Here is a 7,434-nt window from a genome sequence, read left to right on the forward strand (position 1 = left end):
ATAATTAATATATACAATATCCATAAAAAACCTTAACCGATAAAATCGGTAAGGTTTTTTTATATAATATCTTAAAGTAAAATCTATTACTTCTACTTATTACCTTTTAGTTTTGCAACCTTTACAAGTGCTACATCAAATATCAAAGTACTGTTTGCAGGAATTGATGAATAAGCTGTAGAACCATAGCCCAAGTCACTTGGTATATATAGTGTCCAAATATCACCCTCTTTCATATTCTCCAGAGCAGTAGTGAATCCCGTAACCAGCCCTCCTGTCTTTAAAGCTGTAGGAACAGCTATTTCAGGATTATACTCGCCACTATATGTCTTATCGAACACAACTTTATTAATAAGCATACCTTTGTAGCTTACATAAGCTGTATCCGAGAAAAGTGGAGTAACTCCATTGCCTACACTCTTAATCTTACAATATACATAGTCATTTACATCACCCTTTTGGCCCAAAGTTAGAGGACCAAGCTTATAAGAGTAGAATGTTTTCCAGTCACCCACTTCATCTCCATCATTTGCCAAAGCAACCTTAGCTATAGAGTCTGTAAAGTTCTGGTTACGCTGGTCCCAATTTGCATATGGGTCAACTTCACCAGTAGACTCACTACATGATGAAAAAGATAAAACGGTAATCAGAAATAAACCTATAAGTAAAAGATTATTTTTATTCATAAGATTATTGTAAAGTTTTTAAAATACTTGTTATGCTTACTTTATCAGCAATGATATTATTCAATTCTGATATAGCAACACGCTCCTGCTTCATAGTATCACGGTCACGAAGAGTAACACAATTATCCTCCAAGGTCTGGTGGTCAACTGTGATACAGTATGGAGTACCTATAGCATCCTGACGACGGTAACGTTTACCGATACTATCCTTCTCATCGTACTGGCAGTGGAAGTGGAACTTGAGGTCATCCATTATCTCACGGGCCTTTTCAGGAAGACCATCTTTCTTAATAAGAGGCATGATAGCCAATTTTACCGGAGCAAGCTGAGCAGGAAGTCTCAACACAACACGTGTTTCACCATTCTCTAGTTTCTCTTCGCAATATGATGCACTCATGATGCTAAGGAACATACGGTCTACTCCGATAGATGTCTCGATAACAAATGGAGTATATGATTCGTTCAGCTCAGGATCGAAGTATTTAATACTCTTACCGCTGAATTTCTCATGCTGACTTAAGTCGAAGTTTGTACGACTATGTATACCCTCTACCTCTTTGAAACCAAAAGGCATAAGGAATTCAATATCTGTAGCTGCATTAGCATAGTGAGCTAATTTATCGTGGTCATGATAACGATAGTGGTCATCACCGAAGCCAAGAGCCTTATGCCATTTCAAACGAATTTCTTTCCATTTCTTGAACCAGTCAAGTTCAGTACCAGGTTTTACAAAGAACTGCATCTCCATCTGTTCAAACTCACGCATACGGAAGATGAACTGACGAGCAACAATCTCATTACGGAAAGCCTTACCTATCTGAGCAATACCGAAAGGTATTTTCATACGTCCGGTCTTCTGTACGTTTAGGTAGTTTACAAAAATGCCCTGTGCTGTTTCAGGACGTAGATAAATCTTCATCGCGCCGTCTGCAGTAGAACCCATTTCTGTATTAAACATCAAGTTGAACTGACGAACCTCAGTCCAGTTCTTTGTTCCTGAAATAGGACATACAATCTCTTCATCAATGATAATCTGGCGGAGTTCATTAAGATCGTTAGCATTAAGAGCATCGCTAAAGCGTTTATGAAGAGCCTCTCTTTTTTCCTGGTGTTCAAGAACACGAGGATTTGTTGCACGGAACTGTGCCTCATCGAAAGCTTCACCGAAACGTTTTGCAGCTTTGGCAACCTCTTTATCTATCTTATCGTCATATTTTGCAAGTTGATCTTCAATAAGAACATCGGCACGGTAACGTTTTTTTGAATCACGGTTATCAATCAATGGATCATTGAAAGCATCAACATGTCCTGAAGCTTTCCAGATGGTAGGATGCATAAAGATAGCAGAATCAATTCCAACGATATTATCGTGTAAAAGAACCATACTTTGCCACCAATACTGTTTGATATTATTCTTCAGCTCAACACCCATCTGTCCATAATCGTAAACAGCTCCCAATCCATCATAAATATCACTTGATGGAAAAACAAAGCCATACTCTTTACAGTGAGAAACTAATTTTTTAAAAACATCTTCTTGTGCCATTTTTATTTATCTTTATTCTTTCAAATTTCTATTTATTCAAGCTTTCATGTGCTAAATATGCACGAAATAATGCGCAAAGTAAATGATTTTTTTCAATAATTGTACTATTTTTGTATGCATATCATCATAACATTAAGGAATTTAAATATATCATGAGCGACGATATTATAGATAAAGAAGAAAAAGAGAAAGAATTTCAACAAAGTGATGAAACAAGTCACTCCGATTACAAACCTACAGACACAAAAAATGAATCAGTCAAGCATCAGCTTAGCGGGATGTATCAGAACTGGTTCCTTGATTATGCATCGTATGTAATTCTGGAGCGTGCTGTTCCACACTTGAATGACGGTTTTAAACCTGTTCAGAGAAGAATACTTCACTCGATGAAGCGTCTCGATGACGGCAGATATAATAAAGTCGCGAACATTGTAGGACATACAATGCAGTTCCATCCTCATGGTGATGCTTCAATAGGTGATGCTCTTGTTCAATTGGGACAGAAGGATCTGCTCATAGACTGTCAGGGAAACTGGGGTAACATACTTACCGGTGACGGTGCCGCTGCTCCTCGTTACATCGAGGCAAGACTCTCTAAATTTGCTCTCGACGTAGTATTCAACCCTAAGACAACAGAGTGGCAGGCATCTTACGACGGAAGAAATCAGGAACCTATAACCCTTCCTGTTAAGTATCCTCTCCTACTTGCCCAAGGCGTAGAGGGTATTGCCGTAGGTCTTTCATCAAAAATACTTCCACACAATTTCAATGAGTTATGTGATGCCTCTATTGCTTACCTTTGCAATGAGGAGTTCCATCTATATCCCGACTTCCAGACAGGAGGTTCTATAGATGTGTCCAGATACAACGATGGCGAGAGAGGTGGAGTAGTAAAGGTAAGAGCCAAGATAAATAAACTTGACAACAAGACTCTTGTTATAACAGAGATTCCTTATGGAAAGACTACCTCTTCGCTCATAGATTCAATACTTAAAGCTATCGATAAAGGCAAGATTAAGGTCAGAAAAGTCGACGACAATACAGCTGCAAATGTAGAGATTCTTGTACATCTTACTCCTGGAACATCGTCTGACAAGACACTGGATGCACTCTATGCATTTACCGACTGTGAGGTAAGTATTTCACCTAACTGTTGCGTTATTGATGATAACAAACCACATTTCTTAAATGTTAGCACTGTACTTAAAAAGTCGGTTGACAACACTTTGGGACTGCTTAAGAAAGAGCTAGAGATAAAGAAAAACGAACTTCTTGAGTCGTTACACTTTTCATCGCTTGAGAAGATATTCATAGAGGAGAGAATTTACAAGGATGTCAAATTCGAGCAGTCTGAAAATTTAGATGCTGCATGCGAATACATCGACTTCCGACTTACTCCTTTCTATAGCCAATTTGTAAGAGAGGTTACAAAAGATGATATCTTAAAACTTCTTGATATCAAGATGGCTCGTATTCTCAAATTCAACAAAGATAAGGCCGAGAACACTATATTAGCCATAAAGAAAGAGATAGAGGATATCAACAACAAGCTTGCTCATCTTGTAGACTACACAATAGATTGGTACAAGATGCTCAAAGAGAAATATGGCAAAAATTATCCAAGAAAAACAGAGTTAAGAAACTTCGACACCATTGTTGCTGCAAAAGTTGTAGAAGCAAACGAGAAGCTCTATATCAACAGAGAGGAAGGATTCATCGGTACATCGCTTAAGAAGGATGAGTATATATGCAACTGTTCTGACATCGACGATGTAATAATATTCTATAAAGATGGTAAATATAAGATTGTAAAGATAGCAGACAAGATGTTTGTCGGCAAGAATATACTTTACGTCAACGTCTTCAAGAAGAACGACAAGAGAACAATTTACAATGTCGTCTACCACGATGGAAAAGAGGGATTCTATTACATAAAGAGGTTCAACATAACCTCTATGACAAGAGATAAGGAGTATGATGTAACTCAGGGAAATCCTGGTTCAAAAATAGCCTACTTCTCTGCTAATCCTAATGGGGAGGCCGAGGTTATCAAGGTAACTTTGAAACCAAATCCAAGAATCAAGAAAATCATTTTTGATAAGGACTTCAGCGAGGTTGCTATAAAAGGACGTCAGTCTATGGGTAATATCCTCACTAAATACGAGGCTCATAAGATAACCCTTAAACAGAGAGGAGGTTCAACTCTTGGTGGAAGAAAAGTGTGGTTCGACAATGACGTGCTTCGTCTAAATTACGATAATCGCGGAAAATACCTTGGAGAGTTCCAGAGCAATGAATTGATTCTTGTCATTCAAAACAACGGAGAGTTCTACACTACCAACTTCGACTTGAACAACCATTACGAAGCCGACATAAAGATTATTGAGAAGTTCGATCCTAATAAGGTCTGGTCGGCAGCACTATACGATGAAGACCAGCAGGGTTTCCCATATATAAAGAGATTCACATTAGAGCAGTCATCCAAAAAGCAAAGTTATCTGGGAGATAACAAAGAGAATAAACTTATTCTTCTTTCATCTGTTATATATCCAAGGATACAGGTTGTCTTTGGTGGCAACGACGGTTTCCGTGATCCATTGGAAATTGATGTCGATGAATTTATAGGAGTTAAGAGTTTTAAAGCTAAAGGTAAGAGAATAACAACTTTCACCGTAGATTCTATAAATGAGTTGGAACCTTTACGCTTCCCTGAGAAAGAGGAGAACGATTATCAAGAGGATGAAAATGATAATGATGAGGAAGATATGAATGAGGATCCTGATAAAGGGAAGAGTACTACTGATATAATAGATGAAATAACAGGACAGATGAAATTATTCGATGATGAAGAATAAATTAATCCTTCTTCTCGCTCTTTTCACTATTTTCTTAAGCGCAAAAGCCCAGGAAGATAGTCTGCAACAGAACAGGTATGTAATGCATTCCAGGATGTTTGGCGTAGGATCAACAAATATTCTGGACACCTACCTCTCTCCTCTTGAATATAAGGGCACAAATATAAATATGCTAAGGGAGAATATGAGGTTTACCAAAATAATGGGAGGTAAAGTGTCAGCTCAGAACATGCTCCAAATGAACTTTTCATATTCAAACAACAGAGCAGAGACGAGCAGTGAGATTACTTACATGATGAAATGGACTTATGCATTGCATTATCAGCTAAAGTTCGGCAATAATCTGAAGATTCTCTTCGGACCAATGGCCGACGTAAACGGAGGATTCGTATACAATACCGGCAACTCTAACAACCCTGCACAAGCAAAGGCATATGCCAATATTGATGCATCAGGAATGATAATCTATAAGTTCAGACTCTTCAATTACCCTATAATAGCTAGATATCAAGCTAATGTACCATTAATCGGGTTGATGTTTTCACCCGACTATGGTGAGTCCTACTATCAGATGTTCTCTCTTCACAATTTCAGCGGAAAAAATATCGTATTCACCTCACTCCACAACCAACCCTCATTGATGCAGTTGCTTACGCTTGACTTTCCTATACGAAAAAGCAATATAAGAGTTGGATATCTTATGAATATTGATCAGGCAAAAGTCAATGGACTGAAAAGCCATATATGGAACCACTCATTTATGGTAGGAATAGTTAAGAATTTCTATCTGCTTAAGGGGAAGAACAAAGTCAGCATGCCTAATAACGTAACACCATATTAGAAATGAGATCGTATATAATCAATTCACTACTGATATTATCCCTGATCTTTTCATCCTGTGTCACAGAAGAGGAGTTCTCTAACAGCCCTCAGGGAAACTTTGAGGCTTTATGGAAAATTATTGACCGCCAATATTGCTTTCACGATTATAAGGACAAGGAGTATGGACTGGATTGGGATGCAATTCACAAAGAGTATGCAAACAAGATAACTTCAGGTATGACCAACAAGCAACTCTTTGATGTTCTCTCGAATATGGTAAACGAATTGCGCGACGGACACGTGAACCTTATTTCTAATGACAGAGTTTCTCAATACAGAGAGTGGTATGATGCATATCCCAGAAACTTCAACGACTCTATCCAAAGCAACTACCTTGGTAGAGACTATAATTACTCTTCGGGAATGAAATACACCATTCTTCCTCAAAACATTGGTTACATATACCTTGGAAGCTTTGAAAGTTCAGTAGGAAGTGGAAATCTTGACGAGATACTTAATGCACTCTCAATATGCAACGGCCTCATCGTTGATGTAAGAAATAATGGAGGAGGAAATCTTACTACTGCCGAGAGATTGGCTGAGAGATTCACAAATGAGAAGGTACATATAGGATATATAACATATAAGACGGGCCCCGAGCATAGCTCCTTTTCAAAGCCGGATCCTCTATATCTTGAAGAACCTGCAAGCAGAGTCAGATGGCAGAAGAGAGCTGTAGTCCTTACAAACAGACGAAGTTTCAGTGCCACAAACGATTTTGTAAATAAGATGAAACAGCTCGAGAAGGTTACCATTATCGGTGATAAGACAGGAGGAGGTTCAGGCCTTCCATACACATCTGAGTTACCTAATGGATGGCTTATCAGGTTTTCCGCCTCTCCTATATATGGTCCAAACATGGAAGATATAGAATTTGGTATCAAACCCGATATAAAAGTCGATATTACCTCCGAAGATTATAATAAGGGAGTTGATACCATTATTGAGACTGCAATCAGTTTTTTGAGCAAAAAAGAGTGATAAACATATTTTTTTCGCCTTTTTATCGCCTTTTTTGTGAAAACGTTTGGTGATTTCAAAAAATTCTCTACCTTTGCACTCGCTAAGAAAAAATAACGCTGCGCCTGTGGCGTAATTGGTAGCCGCGCTAGACTTAGGATCTAGTGTCGAGAGACGTGTAGGTTCGAGTCCTATCAGGCGCACAAGAGGGTAAGGTTGATTACTGAAAAGTAGTCAACCTTTTTTTACAATAAAAAAGCTCAGTCATTATTCGGATCATACCGAAGGATCATACTGAAATCCTGAGGGTCAGTCCGTAAAGTTGGGGATTTAACATTTTGTCTTTTCTACTTACTCTATAAAATATTTCTTTTGCTTCATACAAAAGAAACCAATCGATTATAAAGATATAATTCGTCTTTCCAAACGGATTTGTATTCTATGTTTGTAAGCCTTCGGTAAAGTACATATAATCACAAATAAGTCCAACTTTAATCAAGTTTAT

General features: G+C 38.0%; 5 protein-coding genes and 1 tRNA gene. 4 read left to right on the forward strand and 2 right to left on the reverse strand.

Features of this window, described 5'->3' with window-relative positions:
• Nucleotides 1–92: 92 nt before the first annotated feature.
• Both bamJ and JCM15092_RS13780 read right to left on the reverse strand, forming a co-directional pair.
• Nucleotides 93–686, reverse strand: a complete 594-nt coding sequence (bamJ, locus tag JCM15092_RS13775; RefSeq protein WP_024995153.1) for a BamJ family beta-barrel-assembly machinery protein — start codon at nucleotides 684–686, stop codon at nucleotides 93–95.
• Between the two features lie 4 nt (nucleotides 687–690).
• A complete protein-coding gene (locus tag JCM15092_RS13780; protein WP_024995154.1) occupies nucleotides 691–2,232 on the reverse strand; it encodes a glycine--tRNA ligase in 1,542 nt (513 codons plus the stop codon).
• A 152-nt stretch (nucleotides 2,233–2,384) separates the two neighbouring features.
• Here JCM15092_RS13780 and JCM15092_RS13785 point away from each other — a divergent pair, with 152 nt between their 5' ends.
• From JCM15092_RS13785 to JCM15092_RS13800, 4 genes are all read left to right on the forward strand, one after another.
• A complete protein-coding gene (locus JCM15092_RS13785) occupies nucleotides 2,385–5,087 on the forward strand; it encodes a DNA gyrase/topoisomerase IV subunit A (protein WP_024995155.1) in 2,703 nt (900 codons plus the stop codon).
• Nucleotides 5,077–5,928, forward strand: coding sequence for a DUF3316 domain-containing protein (locus JCM15092_RS13790; RefSeq protein WP_024995156.1), 852 nt, complete (start codon nucleotides 5,077–5,079; stop codon nucleotides 5,926–5,928). The genes JCM15092_RS13785 and JCM15092_RS13790 overlap by 11 nt, the downstream gene beginning before the upstream one ends.
• A 2-nt stretch (nucleotides 5,929–5,930) precedes the next feature.
• Nucleotides 5,931–6,950 carry a S41 family peptidase gene (locus JCM15092_RS13795; RefSeq protein WP_024995157.1) on the forward strand — a complete coding sequence of 340 codons (1,020 nt, stop codon included), beginning with the start codon at nucleotides 5,931–5,933 and terminating at the stop codon, nucleotides 6,948–6,950.
• A gap of 100 nt (nucleotides 6,951–7,050) precedes the next feature.
• Nucleotides 7,051–7,132: transfer RNA gene (locus tag JCM15092_RS13800), tRNA-Leu, on the forward strand.
• Nucleotides 7,133–7,434 lie beyond the last annotated feature (302 nt).

The organism is Phocaeicola paurosaccharolyticus JCM 15092 (assembly GCF_000613805.1).
Taxonomy (GTDB): Bacteria; Bacteroidota; Bacteroidia; order Bacteroidales; family Bacteroidaceae; genus Phocaeicola; species Phocaeicola paurosaccharolyticus.